This window comes from Streptomyces sp. NPDC043952 (assembly GCF_056435325.1).
The window spans coordinates 28,267-48,633 of the sequence record NZ_JBWKES010000003.1 but is presented as its reverse complement, the minus strand read 5'-3'; the positions used below and the strand labels follow the sequence as shown (position 1 = coordinate 48,633).

The 20,367-nt window shown below is 73.4% G+C and carries 18 protein-coding genes; 9 read left to right on the top strand and 9 right to left on the bottom strand.

Features of this window, described 5'->3' with window-relative positions; translation table 11 throughout:
* Positions 1 to 55: 55 nt before the first annotated feature.
* Positions 56 to 2,533, top strand: coding sequence for a SpoIIE family protein phosphatase (locus AC069R_RS04020; RefSeq protein WP_478764740.1), 2,478 nt, complete (start codon positions 56 to 58; stop codon positions 2,531 to 2,533).
* Between the two features lie 36 nt (positions 2,534 to 2,569).
* On the opposite strand, the gene AC069R_RS04015 is transcribed toward AC069R_RS04020, so the two are convergent.
* Positions 2,570 to 3,055, bottom strand: coding sequence for a flavin reductase family protein (locus AC069R_RS04015; protein WP_478764309.1), 486 nt, complete (start codon positions 3,053 to 3,055; stop codon positions 2,570 to 2,572).
* Positions 3,056 to 3,288: 233 nt separating this feature from the next.
* Here AC069R_RS04015 and AC069R_RS04010 point away from each other — a divergent pair, with 233 nt between their 5' ends.
* Positions 3,289 to 5,718, top strand: a complete 2,430-nt coding sequence (locus tag AC069R_RS04010) for a polysaccharide lyase 8 family protein (protein ID WP_478764307.1) — start codon at positions 3,289 to 3,291, stop codon at positions 5,716 to 5,718.
* On the opposite strand, the gene AC069R_RS04005 is transcribed toward AC069R_RS04010, so the two are convergent.
* Positions 5,705 to 6,583 (bottom strand): hypothetical protein, encoded by an 879-nt coding sequence (locus AC069R_RS04005; RefSeq protein WP_397982481.1) that lies wholly within the window; start codon positions 6,581 to 6,583, stop codon positions 5,705 to 5,707. The two genes, AC069R_RS04010 and AC069R_RS04005, sit on opposite strands and share 14 nt — an antisense overlap.
* Before the next feature lie 390 nt (positions 6,584 to 6,973).
* Here AC069R_RS04005 and AC069R_RS04000 point away from each other — a divergent pair, with 390 nt between their 5' ends.
* The 4 genes from AC069R_RS04000 to AC069R_RS03985 all read left to right on the top strand — a co-directional run bounded on the left by AC069R_RS04000 (position 6,974) and on the right by AC069R_RS03985 (position 12,749).
* Entirely contained in the window at positions 6,974 to 8,155 is a 1,182-nt protein-coding gene (locus AC069R_RS04000; protein ID WP_478764305.1) for a CaiB/BaiF CoA transferase family protein, read from the top strand.
* A gap of 178 nt (positions 8,156 to 8,333) precedes the next feature.
* A complete protein-coding gene (locus AC069R_RS03995) occupies positions 8,334 to 9,095 on the top strand; it encodes a TetR family transcriptional regulator (RefSeq protein ID WP_478764303.1) in 762 nt (253 codons plus the stop codon).
* Between the two features lie 180 nt (positions 9,096 to 9,275).
* Positions 9,276 to 9,692 carry a Zn-ribbon domain-containing OB-fold protein gene (locus AC069R_RS03990; RefSeq protein WP_478764301.1) on the top strand — a complete coding sequence of 139 codons (417 nt, stop codon included), beginning with the start codon at positions 9,276 to 9,278 and terminating at the stop codon, positions 9,690 to 9,692.
* A gap of 231 nt (positions 9,693 to 9,923) precedes the next feature.
* Positions 9,924 to 12,749 (top strand): alpha/beta hydrolase family protein, encoded by a 2,826-nt coding sequence (locus AC069R_RS03985; protein WP_478764299.1) that lies wholly within the window; start codon positions 9,924 to 9,926, stop codon positions 12,747 to 12,749.
* Positions 12,750 to 12,779: 30 nt separating this feature from the next.
* Here the strand turns inward: AC069R_RS03985 and AC069R_RS03980 are convergent, their stop codons facing one another.
* Together AC069R_RS03980 and AC069R_RS03975 are read right to left on the bottom strand one after the other, a co-directional pair.
* On the bottom strand, positions 12,780 to 13,169 hold the full coding sequence (locus tag AC069R_RS03980) for a PPOX class F420-dependent oxidoreductase (protein WP_478764298.1): 390 nt from the start codon (positions 13,167 to 13,169) through the stop codon (positions 12,780 to 12,782).
* A 21-nt stretch (positions 13,170 to 13,190) separates the two neighbouring features.
* Positions 13,191 to 14,369, bottom strand: coding sequence for a MalY/PatB family protein (locus AC069R_RS03975; protein ID WP_478764297.1), 1,179 nt, complete (start codon positions 14,367 to 14,369; stop codon positions 13,191 to 13,193).
* Positions 14,370 to 14,431: 62 nt separating this feature from the next.
* Here AC069R_RS03975 and AC069R_RS03970 point away from each other — a divergent pair, with 62 nt between their 5' ends.
* Both AC069R_RS03970 and AC069R_RS03965 read left to right on the top strand, forming a co-directional pair.
* Positions 14,432 to 15,397 (top strand): DUF3800 domain-containing protein, encoded by a 966-nt coding sequence (locus AC069R_RS03970; RefSeq protein WP_478764295.1) that lies wholly within the window; start codon positions 14,432 to 14,434, stop codon positions 15,395 to 15,397.
* A gap of 53 nt (positions 15,398 to 15,450) precedes the next feature.
* A complete protein-coding gene (locus AC069R_RS03965; protein ID WP_478764294.1) occupies positions 15,451 to 16,281 on the top strand; it encodes an SAM-dependent methyltransferase in 831 nt (276 codons plus the stop codon).
* A 55-nt stretch (positions 16,282 to 16,336) separates the two neighbouring features.
* Here AC069R_RS03965 and AC069R_RS03960 read toward each other — a convergent pair whose 3' ends face one another.
* From AC069R_RS03960 to AC069R_RS03950, 3 genes are all read right to left on the bottom strand, one after another.
* Positions 16,337 to 16,522 (bottom strand): hypothetical protein, encoded by a 186-nt coding sequence (locus AC069R_RS03960; RefSeq protein WP_397982490.1) that lies wholly within the window; start codon positions 16,520 to 16,522, stop codon positions 16,337 to 16,339.
* Between the two features lie 162 nt (positions 16,523 to 16,684).
* The gene (locus tag AC069R_RS03955; protein ID WP_478764293.1) at positions 16,685 to 17,383 is read right to left on the bottom strand and encodes a L,D-transpeptidase family protein; all 699 of its coding nucleotides are present in this window, start codon (positions 17,381 to 17,383) and stop codon (positions 16,685 to 16,687) included.
* Positions 17,384 to 17,502: 119 nt separating this feature from the next.
* Entirely contained in the window at positions 17,503 to 18,132 is a 630-nt protein-coding gene (locus tag AC069R_RS03950; RefSeq protein ID WP_478764291.1) for a maleylpyruvate isomerase family mycothiol-dependent enzyme, read from the bottom strand.
* Between the two features lie 62 nt (positions 18,133 to 18,194).
* Here AC069R_RS03950 and AC069R_RS03945 point away from each other — a divergent pair, with 62 nt between their 5' ends.
* Positions 18,195 to 19,106 carry a LysR family transcriptional regulator gene (locus tag AC069R_RS03945; RefSeq protein WP_478764290.1) on the top strand — a complete coding sequence of 304 codons (912 nt, stop codon included), beginning with the start codon at positions 18,195 to 18,197 and terminating at the stop codon, positions 19,104 to 19,106.
* A 23-nt stretch (positions 19,107 to 19,129) separates the two neighbouring features.
* Here AC069R_RS03945 and AC069R_RS03940 read toward each other — a convergent pair whose 3' ends face one another.
* The gene (locus AC069R_RS03940; RefSeq protein WP_478764288.1) at positions 19,130 to 19,924 is read right to left on the bottom strand and encodes an SDR family NAD(P)-dependent oxidoreductase; all 795 of its coding nucleotides are present in this window, start codon (positions 19,922 to 19,924) and stop codon (positions 19,130 to 19,132) included.
* A gap of 57 nt (positions 19,925 to 19,981) precedes the next feature.
* Positions 19,982 to 20,350: a DUF4180 domain-containing protein gene (locus AC069R_RS03935; RefSeq protein WP_478764287.1), complete on the bottom strand. Its 369-nt coding sequence runs from the start codon at positions 20,348 to 20,350 to the stop codon at positions 19,982 to 19,984.
* Positions 20,351 to 20,367 lie beyond the last annotated feature (17 nt).

The following is a 20,367-nucleotide window of genomic DNA, read 5'->3' as shown; positions in this document are numbered from 1 at the left end:
CGAACGCCCCCGAATGTGCGATGCTCATCGCGTGACGAGCGAGTCCGTGCCCCCGATGGACGACCCCGGAACCGGTGCCGACAGCGCCGCGCTGGCCCGGGTCGTCGCCCGGCAGCGTGCCGAGCTGGAGCAGCTGCGCGAGCTCGCCGCGACATCGGCGGTCCTCGAACGGGCCAAGGGTGCCCTGATGGCGCTCACCGGATGCGCCCCGGACGCCGCCGACGAGGAACTGCGCCGGCGTGCCGCGGACAGCGGGCACACCCTGCTGGAGGAGTGCTGGCTCACGCTGGGCTCCCTTCCGTCGCCCCCGGAACAACCGGCCCCCGCGACGACGCCGGCGGCGGTGACGGCACCCGAGCCCGGCATGGCCTCCGCGCCCCGCGCGACCCCGCTCGCCGGTGACCCGGAGATGGCGGACGTGCTCGGCGGGATAGGGCGGGACCTGCTCCGGGTCGGCTCCCCGCACGAACTGGCCGGGCGCCTCCTGGACCACCTGGCACCGGGGGCACGGGCCGACGCCGTGCTCCTCTACGAGCGGCGGCCCGAGGGCGGTCTCGAACTGGCCGGCCATGCCGGGATCGACCCGCGGGGCGCCGCCCGGTGGCGGCATGTGCCCCCGCTGGCCGGAGTGCCCGCGGCCGAGGCCCTGGCGGCGGGCGAGCCGCTGTGGCTGGAGGACCTGGCCGCCGACCGCACCCGTCATCTGCTGGTCGGGGACACGCCGGAGCGGTGGCCGAGCCGGGTGTGGCTGCCCGTGCCCGCCGGGGAATCCGCCCGGTTCGCCCTCGGGGTGCTGCGCCGGTGCGGCGGGCCGTTCGAGCCGCGCGAGCGCCGGCTGCTCGTGGCCGCCGCCCGGTTGTGCGCGGGGCGGCTGCGCGCCTTCGACCACGCGCGGGAGGCGCCCGGCGTGCCGGGTGTCGCGCAGACCGTGCAGGCGGTGTTCGACGCGCTGCCGGGGGCCGCGGTCCTGCTGACGCCGCTGCGCACGGCAGCCGGCGAGGTGGCGGACTACCGGATCGACGCCGCGACCCCGCAGGCGGTCGACGTGTGCGGACGCGGCGGCCGGGACATGGTGGGCCGGCTCGTCCTGGAGAGCTACCCGTCCGTGGCGGGCGAATCGCTGTGGCAGGGCTATCTGGACACCCTGGTGACCGGAGTGCCGTTCGAGAGCGAGCCGTTCGCCTACCAGGAGACGGTGGACGGGGCGGCCGTGACCGCCACCTTCTCGGTGCGGGCCGCTCCGCTGGGCTCGGGTCTGCTGGTGTCCTGGCTGCGGCACGATCCGGTGCACCGGCAGAAGCAGCGCCTGGCCGATGTGCAGCGGCTCGGCAACCTCGGCTGGGCGAACTGGAATCTGCTCACGGGGGAGATCTCCTGGTCCGCGCAGGCGTACGCCGTCCTGGGGCGCGCCCCCGCACAGGGGCCGCTGGAGCTGGCGGAGCTGCCGCGGCTGGCGCTGCCGCAGGACGCGGACGCGCTGGCGGCGGCGATCGCCGGGCTGGTCGAGCAAGGGCGCCCGTTCGACGTGCCGTTCCGGGTCCGCTCGTCCGAGGGCGTACGGCATCTGCGGATGGTCGCCGAGGCCGTCAGCGAGCCGGACGGCACCCCGGCCGAGGTGCACGGCTTCGTGCAGGACCTCACCGCGCAGCGCAGCGCGGAGCTCGCCCTGGTCAAGAGCGAGCGCACCATGTCGGTGCAGCGCGGGGTCCTCCAGGCCGAACGGGCGCTCGCCGCCCGCCTCCAGCACGCCCTGCTGCCGCTGCCCAGCAAGCCGGTACTGCTGGCCGGGCTGCGCGTCGAGGTCGCCTATCTGCCCGCGCAGGCCGGGATCCATGTCGGCGGCGACTGGTTCAGCGCCATCGAACTGCCCGACTACGACGCGCTGTTCGTGGTCGGCGACGTGGCCGGGCACGGCATCGACGCGGTCGCCACCATGGCCCAACTCCGGTTCACCGCCAAGGGGATGGTCAGCACCGGCACCTCGCTCACCGTCGCGCTGGCGCGCCTGAACCATCTGCTGCTGCACTCCCGTGACAGCCGGATGACGGCCACCATGATCATGGCCCGCTACGACCCGGACCGCCAGCTTCTCGCCTGGGCCCAGGCCGGGCATCCGCCGCCGCTGCTGGTGCGCGGCGGCGAGGTGCGCTATCTCGACCGCCCCGGCGGCCTGTTGCTCGGCGCCAGCGCGGACCCGTACTACGAGTCGGCGGAGTTGCACCTGGAGCCCGGCGACCGGCTGCTGCTGTACACCGACGGCCTGATCGAGCGGCCCGGTGAGGGCCTGGACGTGGGTCTCGACCGGCTCGCGCGGGCGGTGCGCGCCCATGGCGAGGAGGGGTCGGGCTCCCTGGAGGCGCTGCTCGCGGCCATGCTCGTGGACGAGTGGCGGGACGATGTGTGCGTGGTGGACATCCGGATGCCGGCGCGGGTGGAGGGCCGTACGCAGGAGGCGGTCGACGCGGTGGAGGCGGTCGACGCGGCCGGCATCGGGGGCGAGGAGGTCTGGGGGCCGGGGGCCGGGGGCGAATAGGGGGTGCCGTGCGTCTGGGAGCGCGGGCGCGCGGGGTCAGTCCACGGGGTGGCCGGCCTCGATGCCGGCCGCGTCGGACAGTCGCAGCAGGGGGCCCGGCCGGCCCTCGCCCCACTCCAGGGGGTCGAGGACGAAGCCGACGTGGTCGCCGCCGTCGACGCGGTGCAGGATGGCGCCGACGAACCAGGCCGCCGCGTCGCCGAGGACGACCGCGCCGCCGGGCCCCGGTGTCCAGTCGAGACCCGCGAACTTGTCGGTGTCGTCCCCGCTTCGGCCGCCGAAGCGTTCCGCGAGGGCGCGCTGGTCTCGGGTGAGCAGGTGTACGGCGAGGTGGTGCGCGGCGCGGGCGACGCGGTAGGTGTGGTTGGCCTTGGAGAGCCACACGGTGAACCGGGGCGGCCGGATGGAGCACTGCGAGGCGAAGCCGACCAGACAACCCGCGCGTTCACCGCCGGCCACGGCCGTGACCACGCACATGTCGGGGTCGAGCCGCCCCAGGAAACGGTCCTCCGCTCGCGCCATGCCGCTCCGCTCCGTCCGCCGTCGCTTCCGCCGCTTCCCACCGTTTCGACCGCCGTGTCCGCACAGCGGTCGTCTCGCGCACCCATCGTCGCGTGCGGTGGTGTTCCCCGCACGCCGCCGTCGAATCGTCCCACCGGTCCAACCAGCCCGCCCGGCTCGACGAAATGATCAAACAATCGTCCGCAAACGCGCCTATTGAGCGTGTGAGTAAGCGCGTGCTAGAAAGCGCCGTCATGACGACTCCTTGGTCACGTCGTGGTTTCCTGGCCGTCTGCTCCGGCACCGCCGCCGCCCTGGGACTGGGCACCTCCGCCCCGGCCTCCGCAGCACCCGCATCCGCCCCCGCACCGGACGAGTTCGCCGCCCTGCGAGCGAAGTGGCGCACCCTGATCCTCGGCGAGGGCTTCGATCCCACCGCCGAGCCCTTCGCCTCCCGGCTGGCCGGTCTGGGCGGCGCGGCACGGCAGTACCTCGCCGCCATGGCCCCCGCCGCCGGGTCGCTGTGGCCCGACCTCCCCTACGCCGACCGGGACCCGGAGTCGTACGTCTTCTCGGGCAACATGAGCACCAGCTACACCCGGCTGAGCACCCTCGCGCAGGCGTACAGCCAGCCCGGCACCGGCCTGACCGGCGACGCGGATCTGCGCGACGCCGTCCGCACCGGCCTCGACCACCTCCACGACGACGTGTACAACGCCGGCCAGGTGCGGTACGGCAACTGGTGGAGCTGGCAGATCGGCGCCCCGCAGGCGCTGCTGGACACGTGCGTGCTGCTGTACGACGCGCTGCCGGCCGACCGGCTCGCCGGCTACCTCGCCGCGGTGGACCACTTCGTGCCCGACTCGGCGGTGGGCGGCTACAGCGGTACGAGCACGGGCGCCAACCGGGTGGACCTGTGCCGGGTGCTGGCGCTGCGCGGGGTGGTCGGGGCGGCCGCGGCGAAGGTGGCGCTGGCCCGTGACGCCCTGTCCCCCGTCTTCCCGTACGTCTCCTCGGGTGACGGTCTGCACGCCGACGGCTCCTTCATCCAGCACACCTGGGTGCCGTACACCGGCTCGTACGGTTCGGTGTTCCTGGGCGGTCTGGGGATGCTGTTCGCGCTGCTGGCCGGGTCGGGCTGGGAGGTGACGGACGGGAACCGGACGATCGTGTTCGACGCGGTCGAGAAAGCCTGGGCGCCGTTCCTCTACAACGGCCTGGTCATGGACGGCGTCGCGGGCCGCGCGGTCAGCCGGGGCCTGTCCGCCGGCGATCCGGCGCAGGTGCAGCAGGACGATCATCTGCGCGGCCATCCCATCCTCGCCGCGATCGTGCTGCTCGGGCAGGGCGCGAGCGCGGCCCAGAACGCGCGGTGGCGTGGCCTGGTGAAGGGCTGGATGCGGCGCGACCACTACCGGCCGCCGCTCGCGGACCCGGTGCTCAGCCTGCCGAACCTGGCCCTGCTGAACGGAGTCGAGGACGATGCGACGGTGCGGGCGGTCCCGGAGCCGACCGGGCACCGCCTGTTCCCGGCCATGGCGCGGGCCACGCACCGCCGGCCCGGCTGGGCGGCCGCGCTGAGCATGGCGAGCAAACGGATCGCGTACTACGAGTGCGGCAACGGCGAGAACCCGCGCGGCTGGCACACCGGTTCCGGGATGCTCTACTGGTGGGGCGACACCTTCGCCAACGACCAGTACAGCGACGCCTTCTGGCCCACCGTCGACCCGTACCGGCTGCCCGGCACGACCGTCTCGCGCAAGGTGCTGGCCGACGGAGCGGGCGGCGACTGGGGCGCGGCCCGGCCGGACGTGAACTGGATGGGCGGCGCGACGGACGGCCGGCGGGCCGCGGTCGGGCAGCACCTCAAGGGCCTCCAGTCCACACTGGTCGCGAAGAAGTCGTGGTTCTTCCTGGACGACACGGTGGTCTGCCTGGGCGCGGGCATCTCCTGCACCGACGGGACGGCCGTGGAGACGACGGTCGAGAACCGCAACCTCGGCACGGCCGACGGCGCGGTGTTCACGGTGGACGGCAGGACGGAACCGGCCGGGCACCCGTGGTCGCGGACGCTCACCGACACCGGCTGGGCGCACATCGGCGGGCACGGCGGCTACGTCTTCCCCGGCGGGGCGACGGTGCGGGCGCTGCGGGAGGCGCGGGAGGGCAGCTGGAGTTCGATCAACTCGGGCGGGTCGACGGCCGTGTTGAGCAGGACGTACCTGACGATGTACGTCGATCACGGCATCGATCCGGTGAACGCCTCGTACGCCTGTCTGCTCATGCCGGGCGCGAGCGCGGCGCACACGCGCGCACGGTCGGCGGACCGGCACTGGCTGACCGTCCTGGCCAACACGGACGAGCAGCAGGGCGTTTCGGTCCGTTCGCTCGGCTTCACGGGGGTGAACTTCTGGTCCGGCGGCACGGCCGGATCGCTCACGGCGAGCGATCCGTGCTCCGTGATGATCAGCGAGCGGGAGGACGGTACCGCGGTGCTCGCCGTGAGCGATCCGATGCTCATGCGTACCGGTCTGACCGTGACCTGGCGGCGTCCGGTCGCCTCGGTCATCTCCGCACCGGCCACGCTCGCTTCGGCCGCGACGGGCACGTCGCTCACGCTGACCTTCGGTGACCTCACCGGCACGGCCGGGACCACCCAACTGGTCACCGTCAGACTGCGCTGACCGCCCCGGCCCCCGCCTCCGCCGTCACACCCGCACCCGCACCCTGTATGAACCGGCTCAGCGACGCCGTGAACGCGCCGACGAAGGCGTCCCTGTCCTCCTCCGGCAGGGCCTGAAGCGACAGATAGGGGTTGAGGTCCTCCAGTTCGACCAGCAGGAGGCCGTCGTCGGGGGCGCGGCAGGCGTCGACGCGCTGGATGCCGTGGCCGAGGTCGTTCCAGTCGATGAAGCGCCGGGCGAACTCCAGGTCGGCGGCGGTCGCGGCGTACGGCTTCAGCTCCCAGCGGCGGCGCGGGTCGGGGGCGTAGAGGGCGTACTGGAAGTCGTCGTCCACGAAGTAGAAGGAGACCTCGTAGGCGAAGTCGATGTGCGGCTGGATCAGGACGTCGTCCCCGGCGTGCGCGTCGAGGCGGGTGGCGGGGACGATGCGCAGGCCGAGGGAGTCCGCGCCGAGCCGGGGCTTGACCACATAGCGGTGCGCGGGCGGCAGCCGGTGCACGTCCGTCAGGCGGTCGACGGTCGGGATCACCGGGTAGCCGGCGGCTGTCAGGTCGAGGAGGTACTGCTTGCCGGCCATGTCCGCCTTGCCGGTGAGCGGGTTGTACACCCGGCTGCCGTGTGCCAGCGCCCGCGCGCGGAAGGTGTCGTAGGCCTGCTGGTAGCCGAGGACGGGGCCGCTGTTGCGGATGACGACGGCGTCGTGGCCGTCCATCAGGGCCGCCGCGTCCAGCGGGTGGCACAGGGCGAGGTCGAAGTGGGCGCGCAGCCGGGAGGTGAGGAAGATGTCCTCGTCGCAGTAGCGGCGCCCGCGGGCCTGGTACGCCAGGTCGGTGACGTAGAGGACGCGGGGGCGGGCGGCGGGCATGCGGGTCTCCTTGGGCGGCGCTGGGGTCGGGGTGGGTCGGGGGTGGGACCGTTCGGGCGCAGAAAGGTTACGCCTGATCGTTGACGCCCTTTCGATCACGTCCTTCCGGTCACCCGCGGTTCCGCTCACCGCGCGCGGCACCATCGACAGATCGGCGCACGCCGACCCCCCGGAGCAGGCCATTTCGTCCAGTGCGTCATCGGGCCCGCCGCCTCCACAATGGCCGCCTCAGCCAGGCCGTCGGCACGCCGCGGGGCACCGCGGCACGCGACGGCGTGCCGAAGGGAGTGGCGATTTGCGGTCCATCGCAGGCGACGGGCAGGGGCGGCCCGGCACGGTCCGGCGGCCCCGGAGCACCGGGTCTCCGCACGGCTCCGGAGGGGCGACGTCATGAGTGCCGCCGAACCGCCACCGCCGCCACCACCGCCGCTGCCGCTGCCGCTGAGCGGCGTGCTCGTCGCCGACTTCGGGCGGGTGCTCGCGGCGCCGTACGCGACGATGCTCCTCGCCGATCTGGGCGCCGATGTGATCAAGGTCGAGCATCCGGCGGGCGGTGACGACACCCGTGCGTGGGGCCCGCCGCACGCGCACGGCGAGGCCACCTATTTCCTGTCCGTCAACCGCAACAAGCGTTCGGTCGCCCTGGACCTGCGCGAGCCGGCCGACCGGCGCCGCGCCGCCGAACTGGCGCGCCGCGCGGATGTGTTGTTCGAGAACTTCCGGCCGGGGACGCTGCGCAAGTACGGGCTCGGCTACGACGACGTGCGCGCCGTCAATCCGGGCATCGTGTACTGCTCGATCACCGGATTCGGGTCCGGGCCGGGGGCCGCGCTGCCCGGCTACGACTTGCTGATCCAGGCCGTGGGCGGGCTGATGAGCGTCACCGGCGCCGCGCCCGGCGAGCCGGTGAAGACCGGGGTGGCGCTGGTGGACGTGCTCACCGGGCTGCACGCCGCGGTCGGGGTGCTGGCCGCGCTGCGGCACCGGGACGCGACCGGCGAGGGGCAGCTCATCGAGGTCGATCTGCTGAGGACCCTGCTGTCGAGCCTGGTCAACCAGTCGGCCGGCTACACCCTGGCCGGCCGGGTGCCGGGCATCATGGGCAACCGGCACCCGTCGATCGCGCCGTACGAGGTGTTCCGGGCAGCGGACCGGCCGCTGGTGATCGCCGTCGGGAACGACCGCCAGTTCGCGGCGCTCTGCCGTGGCATCGGCGCCCCGGAGCTGGCCGACGACACGCGTTTCGTCTCCAACGCCGACCGGGTGGCCCATGTGGACGAACTGGCGGCGCGGCTGGGCGAGTTGCTGGCGGTCCGCACCGCCGCCGAGTGGTTCGAGCGGCTCACCCCGCTGGGTGTCCCGTGCGGTCCGGTCAACGACCTCGCGCAGGCGTTCGCCCTCGCCGACGGGCTGGGTCTCGCGCCCCGCGCCTCGGTCGAGGGAGGCGACGGAGAGGTGCTGGACCTCGTCGCCAACCCGATCTCGCTGTCCCGTACCCCACCCCGCTACGACCGCCGACCGCCCCGCCTCGGCGAGCACACCGGGGAGATCGCCGACTGGCTGGACCAATGACGTGGCGGTCCGGCGCGGGCCGCCGGTCACTCTTCACCCAGTCGTATCAAACATTTCCCCTCAATACGGTCGCTCCTACGTGCGGACACGCATCTCGTGCAGCACTCAGTTCCCTACTTTCTCCACACGTGCTGCACTGAGTGTCACAACGCCGGTCCGAGTGCTACGTTCCCGTTCCATGAGTTCCAGCAGTGCGGCGCCGGCCGCCAAACCGCCGATGCGGGACGCCCTGGTCGCGGCGGCCTTCCGGCTTTTCTCGGAACACGGCTACGAGCAGACCACGGTGGACGACATCGTGGCCCTGGCCGGAGTCGGCCGGCGCTCCTTCTTCCGGTACTTTCCCGCCAAGGAGGACGTGGTCTTCCCCGACCACGAGCGCTGCCTCGCCGAGATGACCGCCTTCCTCACGGCGGGCGGCGAGGAGTGCGAGCCGGTGCGGCGGGTGTGCGACGCGGCCCGGATGGTGCTGCACATGTACGCGGAGAACCCGGCGTTCTCCGTGCAGCGCTACCGCCTCACCCGGCAGGTGCCGGCCCTGCGGGCGTCCGAGTTGTCGGTGGTCTGGCGGTACGAGCGCGCGATGGCCGGATATCTGCGCGGCCGGTTCGCCGGGCGGCCCGACGGCACGCTGCGGGCCGATGTGATCGCGGCCGCGGTGGTCGCCGCGCACAACAACGCCCTGCGCTCGTGGCTGCGTGCGGACGGGCGGGGCGACGCGGTGGCGGCCCTTGATCACGCACTCGCGTATGTGCAGCGGGAGTTCGGGCGCCCGGACGAACCGGCGTCGGCGCCGGGCGCCCGCGGCCCCGTGTGGCCCGGGGCCGCGCCGGACGACGCGGACGCCCCGCGCCCCGACGACGTACTGGTCCTCGTCACCCGCAGGGACGCCCCGCTGTGGCGGGTGGTGCGGGAGCTGGAGACGGCGCTGGACCGCGGCTGAGCGCCCGGCACCACGGGCCCGTACGGGCAACCGCCGAAAGCAATTTGGGGTACCGAGTACCTTTACGAGTGACACTGAGTGCCATACCCTGTCGGTCATGCGCGGCGGCCAGGCCGCCGGGCGCACGCGTGCACGGGACGCGCACGCGGGATTCCGGCCGAGTGCAGGGAGTTGACCAGGATGTACCACCACTCAGTGAGCGCCCCGCAATCGGCGGCCGGCTCCGCGGCGGGTGTGCTCGATCCCGTCCCCGCGGACGCCAGGGACGCTCTCCACTTCCAGCGCTGCACCTGGTGCGGCACGGCGATGTACCACCGGCTGCTGTGTCCGGTGTGCCAGGGAAGTGACCTGCGCACCGAGCGCAGCGAGGGGATCGGCACCGTCCGCCACTCCACGATCGTGCACCGCAACACCCCGGCGGCGCGCAACGTTTCGCTGATCGAGATGGCCGAGGGCTTCGTCGTGCGCGGCCGGGTGATGGGCCCGCCGGTCGGCATCCACAGCGGTGACCGGGTGCGGCTGTCGACCGCCAAGGACCCGGTGCGCGGCGAGCCGGTCTTCCAACTGCTGGACGAGCCGTACCGGGCCTGGACCTGACCCTCCGCTACGCCGGATCCCCTCCCGCTTCACTCCCGCACACCGGACCCCCGCGCGCCTCACCCCGTACACCGGATCCCCGTACACCCCGCTTTCGTACGTCCGAATCCCGTCCATGTGATCGATTCACTCCTCCCCCACAGGCAACCCACAGACTCCGCGTTCCGTCCTCCGGGAGCGAGGGGCCTCGGGTAGGCCGGGGCTCCCGAGGTCGGGGGTCGAGGAGGAACTGTGGTCCGTGCCCGGCGTATATGGGTCACCGCCGCCGCGTTATGCGCGGTGGCGGGTGTGTCTCCAGGGGTGGCGGTCGCCCAGGGCCAACCGCCGTCGGTGGCGGCCGGGTTGGCGTCGTCGGACGGTCGGGGGGCGCTGCCGCCGGGCTGGCGGCTGACCGGCGTGGGTTCCGGGACCCGGCTGGAGTGGCGGTCCGACCGGCCGGTGCCGGTGGGTGACGCGCGGGTCGAATTCCGTTCGGAAGGGCGCCTGTTGGGGGTGCCGGAGCAGGATGCCGACGGACGCACGTTCCGGTTGCCGCTCGACCGGCGGGCGGACGCAGCGCACGGACCGGCCGGGCTCGGGCGGCTCGACGGGCTTGAGGTCTGGTCCGGTGGCCGCCGGCTGGACGGCCGTACGGGCGGCGCGGTGCCCATATCGCCCGCCTCCCCCGCGGTCCCCGCCGCACCGGGCAAGCCCGCTCTCCCGCCCCCGCTGCCCGCGAACGGTGTCGATCCGGGCAAGCCGGGCGCCTATCGCACCAAGACCGGCGAATACACCCTGAAGTCGGTGCGGCTGCCGGGCTTCGCGCAGCCGGTGGAGATGCGCGCGGTGGTCGTCGCCCCCGTCGGCGCCCCCGGCAAGCGGCCGCTCGCGCTCTTTCTGCACGGCCGCCACGCCACCTGCTACCGGGGCGGCGACATCACCATCGACTGGCCCTGCAAGTCCGGTTACCAGCCGGTGCCGAGCTACCGCGGCTATCTGCGCGACCAGCAACTGCTGGCCTCCCAGGGCTATATGACGGTGTCGATCGCGGCGAACGGCGTCAACGGGCAGGACGGCGACGCGGAGGACGGCGGCGCCCAGGCGCGCTCCTCCCTGATCCGGCTCCACCTCGCCCACTGGGCCGACTGGGCGCAGCACCCCGAGTCCGCCCCGGCGATCGTCCGCTCGGCGCCCCGCACCGATCTGTCGCGGGTCCTGCTCGTCGGGCACTCGCGGGGCGGCGAGGGCGTCAACCGGGCGGCCCTGGACAGCCTTTACCCGCCGCCCGCCGAGCAGGACGGCTACCACGGCGCGGTGCGCTGGACCGTGCGCGGCATGGTGCTCATCGGCCCCACCGTCTTCGGCCAGAACCCGGTGCCGGACGTGCCGTCGGTGTCGGTACTGCCCGGCTGCGACGGCGATGTCTCCGACCTGGAAGGCGAGTTGTACGTCGACGGGACGCGCGCGGTCAGCGAGGGCAGCGCGCTGCACAGTGCCGTGTACGTCGTCGGCGCCGACCACAACTTCTTCAACTCCGAGTGGACGCCCGGCACTTCCGCGGCGCCCGCCGAGGACGACTTCTACGACGACCCGGACCATCCGGACCCGGTGTGCGGCAAGCACGCCGCGACCCGGCTCAGCGCCGACCATCAGCACCGGGCCGGTTCGGTGTACATCGCGGCGGCCGCGCGGCTGTTCGTGGCCGGCGACGACCGGGTCCGGCCGCTGCTGGACGGCTCCGGCAAGCGGGCGCCGTCGGCGGATCCGGCGCGGGTCCTCAGCCACGCGGTGGGGGCGCGCCGCGGCGGCGGGTTCCTGCCGGACGGCGGGGTGTCGGTGAGCGGCGGCAGGCTGTGCGCCGCCGTGGATCCCAGCCCGGCCAGGCGGTGCCTCGGTGAGGACGCGGGCGGCTCCTCGCCGCACTTCGCGCAGTGGGGCACCGACCGGGAGGCCGGCCGGCATGCGATCGCGCTGCGCTGGACGCACACCGGTGCCCGCACACGGGTGACCGCGCAGCGGCCGGTTTCCCTGTCCGGCGCCGGGGAGTTGGCGCTGCGGCTGTTCGTGCCGCCCAACTCCCGTGGCACGCAGTTCGATGTGACGCTCGCCGACACCGCCGGGCACCGGGCCGTGCTGGGCCGGGTCCACGCCGACGGGCTGCCCGGCAGCGAGCGGACCGCCTCGTACTGGGCCCGTGAGTTCCGGGTTCCGCTGGCGGCCGCCAGCCGCGCCCATGTCGACCTGCGTTCAATCAAGTCGATGGAGCTGACGGCGCGTTCGGCGTCCGGGCGGGCCTGGCTCGTGGACGCGTGGGGCTGGCGTCCGGGGATGCCCGCGGTGCGCGCGGCGGCGCTGCCGCGCGTGGACCTCGGCCGGCTGACGGTGCCCGAGGGCGACTCGGGCACGCGCACCTATCATGTGCCGGTCCGGGTGTCGGGCCACGGCAGCGGGCAGGTCCGCGTCTACGTCCTCGACCCGGCCACCGGCCACGCCACGGACCGGCTGGTCACGGTGCGTCCGGGCGGCCACGACATCGACGTACCGGTCAAGGTCGAGGGCAACACCCGCTACGGCACGGACGTGACGTACGACGTACTGGTCAAGGCGGTGCACGGCGCCGTCGTCGGCTCCTACAGCGGCGGCATCACCGTGCACGACGACGATCCCGCGCCCACCATGACCGTCACCCCGCTCGCGGACCGCGTCACGGAGGGCCGGTCGCTCAGCTGGCGCGTCTCGCTGTCGGAACCGGTCGACGTGGACATGAGCGCCGCCTTCCGCGCGACCACGCCGGCCGCCGGTCCCGAACTGTCCACCAAGGACGTCTCCGCGGCCTGGCTGCGCGACGTCTCCGGTGAATCCCCGGACCCGGAGCGCCCGTTGTCCAAGGTGAACGGCCTCTACCTGTGGGTCGGCATCCCCGCGCACCAAACGAGTGCGGTCATCACGGTGCCCACCGTCAAGGACAAGGCCGCCGAGCCGGCGGAGTCGGTCCGGTTCGAGCAGCTGGACGACATGACGGGTAAACCCCGGCCACAGGGGCTGGTGTTGGAGGGTTCGGTGCTGAACGCGTCCTGAACCGTCGGTGATTCCGGGTGGCCCCGGCCGTCAGCTGTCGAGGGTCACCCGGATGCCGACCGTGCCGTCGGTGCCGCGCCGCAGCCTGCTGCCCAGGAGGGTGAGGCGGCCGAGGATGCCGTACTTGCGGGCGATCAGGGCGCGGTAACGGGCGGTGGTGGCCGGGTCGGTGATCTCGGCGGTGGCGGGGAACTGGTCGCCGGTGGGGTTGCCGCGCACGTCGCAGGGGCCGGCGAGGACGCCGGGGCGGTTGCGGACGCGGCCGACCTTGTGGCTGTCGGCGGCCGTCCAGACGCCGAGGCTCGCGCCGTCCCGGACCACCCACACGGGGGTGGCCACGGGGGTGCCGTTCCGGCGGTAGCTGGTGAGCAGCAGGTACTTTCCGGCGGCGAGCCGGGCCGTGCGCGCGTCGTCGTCCATGACGGGAGTCTAGGCGTTCGCTCACTTCACGGCGGCGGCCATGCGGTGTACCGCCTCGGTCAGGATGTCCGGCGAGGTGGCGAGGTTGAGGCGGGCGTGGCCCGCGCCGCCGGTGCCGAACGGGGGCCCGGCGGAGAGGGCGACCCGGCCACGGTCCAGGAAGATCTGGGCGGGGTCGTCGCCGAGGCCGAGGGCGCGGCAGTCAAGCCAGGCGAGGTAGGTGGCCTCGCCGGGGTGTGCGCGGACCGCGGGCAGGTGCTCGGCGAGCAGCCCGGTCAGCAGGCGCCGGTTGGCGCGGATCCCGGCGAGCAGGGCGTCGAGCCAGCCGGTGGCCTCGCGCAGGGCGGCGGTGTGCGCGATGATCGCGACGTGGCCGGCCCCGTGGCCGACCTCCTCGGGCATGCGGGCGAGATCGGCGGCGGCCTCCGGACCGGCCAGGGCGAGGGCGGCCTTGAGGCCCGGCAGGTTCCAGCCCTTGGAGGCCGACATGAGCGAGAGGCCCCGCGCGGCGGCGGGCAGGCTGAGGTAGGGCACGAAGGCGGTGCCGGGGGCGGTGAGCGGGGCGTGGATCTCGTCCGCGACGACCCGCACGCCGTGGCGTTCGGCCAGTTCGGCGACGGCGGTCAGCTCGGCGGCGGTGTGCACGGTGCCGGTGGGGTTGTGGGGGCTGCACAGCAGGTAGGCGGCGCGTGTGCCGCCCGCCGTGGCCCGCCGGAAGGCGTCCTTAAGCGCCGTCGGGTCGAGGCGCAGATCCGCGCCGAGCGGGGCCTCCACCACCCGGCGGTCCATATGGGTGAGGAACGCGAAGAACGGCGGGTACACCGGCGGGTTCACGATCACCGGATCGCCCGCTCCGGTCACCAGTTTGATCATTTCGACCACTCCGAGCATGACGTCCGGAACGATCGCCGTACGGTCGGCCGCGATCCCGTCCCAGTGCCAGCGCCGGGCCGCGAAGGCGGCGAGGGCCTCGGCATAGGCGGTGCCCGCCGGGTACCCGGTGTCGCCCAGGGCGAGCGCGTCGGTGACGGCGCGGACGACGGGCGGGGCGAGGGGTACGTCCATCTCGGCCACCCACAGCGGGAGGACGTCCTCGGGGTAGGTGCGCCACTTCATGCTCGTACGACGGCGCAGCCGCTCCAGGTCGAGGGCGCGCAGCGGGTCCGGTTCGCCGGCGGTGTCGTGCGGGAAGCTGGTCATGAGGCACAAGATAGGGGGGCCGCGCGGTGGGCCGGTACGGGGCAAAGGAGGCGGGCGGGTCCGTGGTGCGCCGCCGGGTGGTCGCCTGTGACGAGTCGGGGTCGGACGGGGAGAATCTGACCGGCGGCAACACGGAGGTGTTCGCGCACGCGAGCGTGGCGCTGCCGGTGGACGCGGCGGCGGAGTGCGTACGGGAGATCCGGCGCCGGATCCGTTCGCCCGCCGAGGAGTACAAGGCGAACCATCTGCTGCGCGAGAAGCACCGGGCGGTGCTGGAGTGGCTGCTGGACGAGTCGGGCCCGATCCACGGGTGCGCCCATGTCGAGCTGACGGAGAAGGCGTACCTCGTGGTGGAGCGGACCGTCGCTGTGCTGCTCGGGGACGCGGCCGAGGCGGGTCCGCTGTACCGGCACGGGCCCGGCACCTTCGGCGGGCCGCACTGGCGGGAGTTCCTGTGCGCGGCGAACCGTCTGCTGCGCGTGCGTCCCGACGGCGATCCGCTCACCGTCGTCGATCACTTCTTCCGTACGGTCGACACGCTCACGCGGGCGCGGCCCGGCACCGAGGCGGCGCGTGTCCTGTGCCGGCTGTCCGCGGCCCGCCCCCGCGCGGTCGCCTACCGGGAGCGGGTCCGGGCCGCCCCGCCGCTGTTCCCGGCCCTGAACCCCCTCTTCCCGGCGATCCGGCGCACGGCGGGGTGGTGGAGTGCCGGCGGGGTGCCGGTGGCGCTGGTCCACGATCAGCAGAACGCGCTGACACCGGGCCGGGTCGCGGCGCTTGTGCAGGGCGCCCGGCGCGACGGGATCGCGCTCGACGGTCTGCGGCTGGTCGACTCCCGCGACGACGCCCGTGTGCAGATCGCTGATTTCCTGGCCGGTGTCGCCCGCAGGATCGCCTCCGACCGACTGGCCGGCGGCGGCGACGCGTTCCTGATCGCGGCCCTGCGCCCCTACACCGGCGGCTGGGCGCCCGCGGGCGCGGTACCGGAATGGGGCGGACCGGCGGCGCGGGGCAACTCGGGGGATTAGATTGCGCCTTGAAGGTTGAGATAACTCCTCCAGGCACCCAGGAGCTGACGCACGTGACCGACAACCCCGCAGCCACCAACGACGTGGCGGTGTCGCTGCGCGCCCGTATCAACACCAGCCAGCCGCACACGGCGCGGATCTGGAACTACTGGCTCGGCGGCAAGGACAACTACGAGGTGGACCGGGCGGCCGGTGACCAGATCCGCCAACTGCATCCGGGCATCGGGGAGTACGCGCGGGCGGACCGGCTGTTCCTGGGCCGGGCGGTGCGGCATCTGGTCGAGAAGGAGGGCGTCCGCCAGTTCCTGGACGTGGGCACCGGGCTGCCCACCGCCGACAACACGCACGAGGTCGCCCAGCGGATCGCGCCGGAGTCGCGGATCGTGTACGTGGACAACGATCCGCTGGTCCTGGCGCATGCGCGGGCCCTGCTGACGAGCACGCCGGAGGGCCGTACCGACTACCTGGACGAGGATCTGCGCAATGTGGACGCGATCCTCGAACACGCGGCGCGGACGCTGGACTTCAGCGAGCCGGTCGCGCTGATACTGCTCGGCGTGGTGATCTTCATCGGGGACGACGACGAGGCGTACGGCTTGGTGCGCAAGCTCATGGACCGGCTTCCGGCGGGCAGCCATCTGGTGCTGTCGCACACGGTCACGCATCCGTCGATGCCGGATGTGGACGAGGCGGTGAAGTTCTGGAACGAGCACGGCACGCCGAAGCTGACCCAGCGCACGCCGGCGGACGTGGCGCGGTTCTTCGACGGTCTTCGGCTGCTGGAGCCGGGTGTGGTCTCCTGCTCGCGCTGGCGCCCGGAGCATGACAACGGGGCCGAGCCGGAGGAGGTCGCGATGTTCGGCGGGGTGGCCCGCAAGGACTGAGGAGGGGTCGGGGACCCGCGACGCCCGAGGGGGGTCGCGGGTTCGCGCGGTGAGGTCAGACGCCCCGGTACGGCCGCGGGGCCGCGGCGGCCCATTCCATCACGAGGCGCTGGTACTGCTTGCGCTGCTCGGTGGTCAGCGTCCCGCCCGATCGGCGCCACAGGGCCCGGATCTCCTCGTTGACCTCCGCGGCCGATCGCTCGGAGGCGGCTTCAAGAGTGGTGGACATGCTGTGAAGCATATGCCGATCGACGTGAAGGCGCTGTGAGTAAGTACCCTCGATACGGACATTTCGGACCGTGTTGCTCATCACGTCGATATGTCAAGCGGCGTCCGGGAGTTCACACCCGACCCTCACCCGGCGGCCGCACCGGGACCGCCGGACGAGGGGAGGAGCGGGCGCTCAGGTGCCGGGCTTGCGGCCGTACACGAAGACGTCGTCGCCGGTCCGCAGCAGCGACCAGTACTTCTTGGCGTCCTTCGGGGTCATGTTGACGCAGCCGTGCGAGCCGGGCGGGTTCCACATGCTCAGTCCGACCGAGTGGAACGCCTCCCCGCCGTTGAAGAACTGGCTGTAGGGCATCGACACGTCGTAGAGCGTCGAGACGTGGTGCAGGTCACGCCAGTAGACCTTCGTCAGTCCGGTCCGGGTGACGAAGCCCTTGCGGCCGGTGCGCACGGGCACCGGGCCGTAGACGAGCTTCTTGCCGTCCTGGATCCAGCTGAGCTGGTGCGTCAGGTCCACACAGGCGATCCGGCCCTTGTTCACCGGGCACTTGCCGCTCTTGTTGGGGTTCTTCCCTATGGCCTTCTGCTGGTTGATGAGGTTCATCACACCCCAGGTGACGGGTCCCGCGTACCCGATGGTGGGGGTGATGCCGTTCTTCGCCTGGAAGGAGCGGATCGCCTTGCAGTCGGCGGCGGACTGACGGCCGTCGACCGGCCGGCCGAGGAACTTCTCCGCCTGCTTCTGGTACGGACCCGTCGCCGTGGTGCAGGAACTCGCGGCCTGGGCCGGTGCCGTGGTGAGGGCGAGTGTGAGCGGCGCCACCAGCCCCGTGAGTCCGAGTGCCACCACACCTCGTCTGCGTATGTCCCCCATGAGGGCTTTTCTCCTTCGTGTCACCGTTTTGCCCAGGGCCTCCCCCTGGATGTCTTCGTGCGTTTCCCACGATCCCGGACAAGTAGACCCGATCGGGCGCATCGGGGTTGCCTTTCTGGTCACGCCGTGACGAAACGGTGAACTTCCTCACCCCGGAGCCGGCCGGCGGGGAGCGTCCGGCCGTAGGCGACGAGCAGCAGGTCCTGGGCCCGGCCGTGCAGGGGCGCGCCGGTGCCGAAGGACCAGTCGAGGTCGTCGGCGCACAGCCGCACCCCGGTGAGGTCGGTGCCGAAGAAGCGGAAGGCGCGCGGGTCGACGGCGTCGAGGAGGATCCGCAGCCGCTCCTCGGGGACGCGCCGGTCGAGGCCCAGGGCGACGGTGACGTCCAGACCGTGGACGACGTCATGGCCGAGGGCCGCCGCGAGGCCGCCGACCGGGGGTTTCCAGGGGTGGCGGGCGTGGGTGCGCAGGAAGCGGGCGAGGTCGCGGTCCGGGTGGGCGGCGGCGTCCCGGCGAGCGAGCCGGTCGGTCATCCGGTTCAGGCTCCCGCGCGCCCTGGCCAGCTCCAGCAGCACTTTCGCGGTCGGGTACCAGAATCCCATCGACATGTGGGCCACGACCTCCCGTACCCGCCAGCCGGCGCACAGACTGGGCGCGTCCCACTGCGCGGGTGACAACTCTTCGAAAAGATTGGCCAGTTCGCGGCGTTCGGCGGCGATCAGCGCGGCGGTTTCCGTTGCCTTGTCCATACGCCTCAGCATGGTGAGCGCCGCTTCGGCTCGTCCAAGACCGGGTCCGTATCGCACCTAGCATGATCCGTTATGGAGTTGAGGCAGCTGCGCTATTTCGTGACGGTGGTGGAGGAGGCCGGTTCACCCGCGCCGCCGAACGGCTGCACCTCGCGCAGCCGGGGCTCAGTGCGCAGATACGGCAGCTGGAGCGGGAGTTGGGGCAGCCGCTGCTGGACCGTTCGGGGCGCACCGTGCGGCCGACCGAGGCCGGGGAGGCCGTACTGCCGTACGCGCGGGCCGCGTTGGCGGCGGTCGAGGGGGTGCGGCAGACGGTCCAGGAGTACACGGGCCTGCTGCGGGGGCGGGTCGCGATCGGCCTGGTGCCCGGCGCCCTGACCCATCCGTTCGACCTCGCCGGGCTGCTCGCCGACTTCCACCGGGCGCATCCCGGCGTGGAGGTGACCCTCACCGAGGACGTGTCGGAGGCGATGCTGTCCGCGCTGCGCGGCGGCGCCCTGGACCTCGCGGTGGCCGGGGTGGCGGACCGGGTCCCGCCTGCGGGCATCGCCTGGGAGGTGTGCGTGGACGTGCCGCTGGTCGTGGCGGCCGTACCGGAGCATCCGCTGCTGGCCGCGCACCGGGACGGGGGCGCCGTCCCGCCGGCCGCGCTGGACGGGCAGCGGCTGATCGGGCTACCGCGCGGAACCGGGATGCGGGCGGTGCTGGAACGGCTGTGCGCCGGGGCCGGGTTCCCACCGCACGTCGTGTTCGAGGCCGCGACCCCGGACGCGCTGGCCCGCCTCGCGGCGCGCGGCCTCGGCGTCGCCGTCCTGCCCGGCCAGGCCCCCCGCCCCGGTCTGCGCACCCTCCCGCTCGCCGACCCGCGCGCCCGCGGCCGCGTGGCCCTCGCCTGGCGGACCCGAGGCCCGCTGAGCCCGGCGGCACGGGAGCTGCTGGGGCGGCTGCGACGGACGATGCGCGCGGGAGCGTAGACCCAACCGGCCTGGTGCGACGGTCAGTTGCGGGGTTCGTGCAGGGCGGCGCGGAAGCCGGTGTGCACCGAGGTGAGGCCGCCGTCGACCACCAGGGTGGTGCCGGTGATCCAGGCGGCGTCGCGGGAGGCGAGGAAGGCGACCGCGGCGGCGATGTCCTCGGGTTCGCCGATCCTGCCCAGCGGGTACAGGGCGCGGACGGCCTCCAGATCGCCGGCGCGCCCCTCCCACGCCGAGGTGCGCACCGTGCCCGGCGCCACCAGGTTCACCCGCACGCCCCGCGCCGCCGCGTGCCCGGCGAGGGTGCGGGTCAGCGAGCCGAGGCCGGCCTTGGCGGCGCTGTAGGCGTGGTTGCCGAAGTCCTGGAGGCCGTTGACGGAGCCGATGCTGACGATCGCGCCGCGTCCGGAGGCGGCCAGGTGGGGCAGGGCGGCGCGGCAGGTGCGGTGGACGCCGGTCAGGGTGATGTCGAGGTCGCGGGCCCATGACTCGTCCGTGCCGTCCTCGAAGCGCGGGGCGTCCGGGGTGCAGTGGGCGGCGCAGTTGACCAGCACGTCCAGGGAGCCGAAGGCGTCGACGGCGCGGGCCACGGCCGCCTCCACGGCGGTGCGGTCGGCGACGTCGCAGGCGAACGCCTCGGCACTCAGCCCCTGTTGGCGCAGCGCGGCGGCGGTCCGCTCGGCCTCGGCCGGGTCCCGGTCGGTCACCAGGACCCGGCCGCCCTCCTCGGCGAGCCGCCGGGCGACCGCGGCACCGATACCGCGGGCCGCCGCGGTGACGAGAACTCCGTGTCCCGCGAAACGGGTGTGATCGCTCATGGGGTGACGGTACGGCCGTCCGCGCGGTCTTTCACCATCGTGAACCGGAGGTGGCCGCTAGCGGGCGAGCCGGTCGGCGACGGCGGCGGGGTCCGGCAGGAACCACAACTGGTCGCCCTGGTTGGACTCGTGGACGAAGTCGCGCAGGGCGTCGCTCGCCGCGGTGTGGGCCGTGATGTCGCCGACGACGGCGAGCCGCACCCGGTAGTTCACGAACTTCTGCACGACGGCGCCCGCGACACCGGACCGCAGCCGGAAGAACTCGGGCGCGATCCGGGCCACCGGCACCTCGACCAGCTGGGCGTCCTGCCCGAAGGCGTCGCCGATCAGGTCCAGTGCCGCGCGCTCCCCGTCCAGGGGCGGGCCGTCGGGGGCGCAGCGCAGGACGCGGACGTCGTGCAGGGTCACGAGCGTGTTCGTGGTCATGTCCGCGACCCTATGCG

What these genes read in the sequence shown, in the direction of transcription:
- AC069R_RS03945 (WP_478764290.1), top strand. Translation starts at nt 18,195, where the DNA reads ATGATCCGTTATGGAGTTGAGGCAGCTGCGCTATTTCGTGACGGTGGT.
- AC069R_RS03960 (WP_397982490.1), bottom strand. Translation starts at nt 16,522, where the DNA reads ATGCTTCACAGCATGTCCACCACTCTTGAAGCCGCCTCCGAGCGATCG.
- AC069R_RS03935 (WP_478764287.1), bottom strand. Translation starts at nt 20,350, where the DNA reads ATGACCACGAACACGCTCGTGACCCTGCACGACGTCCGCGTCCTGCGC.
- AC069R_RS03950 (WP_478764291.1), bottom strand. Translation starts at nt 18,132, where the DNA reads ATGGACAAGGCAACGGAAACCGCCGCGCTGATCGCCGCCGAACGCCGC.
- AC069R_RS03995 (WP_478764303.1), top strand. Translation starts at nt 8,334, where the DNA reads ATGAGTTCCAGCAGTGCGGCGCCGGCCGCCAAACCGCCGATGCGGGAC.
- AC069R_RS04005 (WP_397982481.1), bottom strand. Translation starts at nt 6,583, where the DNA reads ATGCCCGCCGCCCGCCCCCGCGTCCTCTACGTCACCGACCTGGCGTAC.
- AC069R_RS03955 (WP_478764293.1), bottom strand. Translation starts at nt 17,383, where the DNA reads ATGGGGGACATACGCAGACGAGGTGTGGTGGCACTCGGACTCACGGGG.
- AC069R_RS04000 (WP_478764305.1), top strand. Translation starts at nt 6,974, where the DNA reads ATGAGTGCCGCCGAACCGCCACCGCCGCCACCACCGCCGCTGCCGCTG.
- AC069R_RS04020 (WP_478764740.1), top strand. Translation starts at nt 56, where the DNA reads ATGGACGACCCCGGAACCGGTGCCGACAGCGCCGCGCTGGCCCGGGTC.
- AC069R_RS04015 (WP_478764309.1), bottom strand. Translation starts at nt 3,055, where the DNA reads ATGGCGCGAGCGGAGGACCGTTTCCTGGGGCGGCTCGACCCCGACATG.
- AC069R_RS04010 (WP_478764307.1), top strand. Translation starts at nt 3,289, where the DNA reads ATGACGACTCCTTGGTCACGTCGTGGTTTCCTGGCCGTCTGCTCCGGC.
- AC069R_RS03990 (WP_478764301.1), top strand. Translation starts at nt 9,276, where the DNA reads ATGTACCACCACTCAGTGAGCGCCCCGCAATCGGCGGCCGGCTCCGCG.
- AC069R_RS03940 (WP_478764288.1), bottom strand. Translation starts at nt 19,924, where the DNA reads ATGAGCGATCACACCCGTTTCGCGGGACACGGAGTTCTCGTCACCGCG.
- AC069R_RS03975 (WP_478764297.1), bottom strand. Translation starts at nt 14,369, where the DNA reads ATGACCAGCTTCCCGCACGACACCGCCGGCGAACCGGACCCGCTGCGC.
- AC069R_RS03980 (WP_478764298.1), bottom strand. Translation starts at nt 13,169, where the DNA reads ATGGACGACGACGCGCGCACGGCCCGGCTCGCCGCCGGAAAGTACCTG.